1 rRNA gene is annotated in these 272 nt (G+C 40.8%); it reads left to right on the plus strand.

What is annotated here, in order from left to right:
- Positions 1 to 205: 205 nt before the first annotated feature.
- Positions 206 to 272 (plus strand): 5S ribosomal RNA (gene rrf, locus ACXAGX_RS20635); the annotation flags it as partial.

Here is a 272-nt window from a genome sequence, read left to right on the forward strand (position 1 = left end):
GGAAGTGTTGCAAGGCATTAAGCTAACCTGTACTAATTGCCCGTGAGGCTTAACCATACAACGCCTAAATGGCTTTATCATTTAGAAGTTGTTGGTAATGACTGACTAATTAAGAGTTAGAGTAGTGTTACTCTGATTGATACTGATAGAAAGCTTTCCAGAATTGTTAATTCATTGATGACTACATCAGTGAAAAAAGTTTTTGCCTGACGGCAATAGCGACGTGGTCCCACCTGATCCCATTCCGAACTCAGAAGTGAAACGCGTTAGCG

The organism is Alteromonas sp. ABV4_515, from assembly GCF_056160345.1.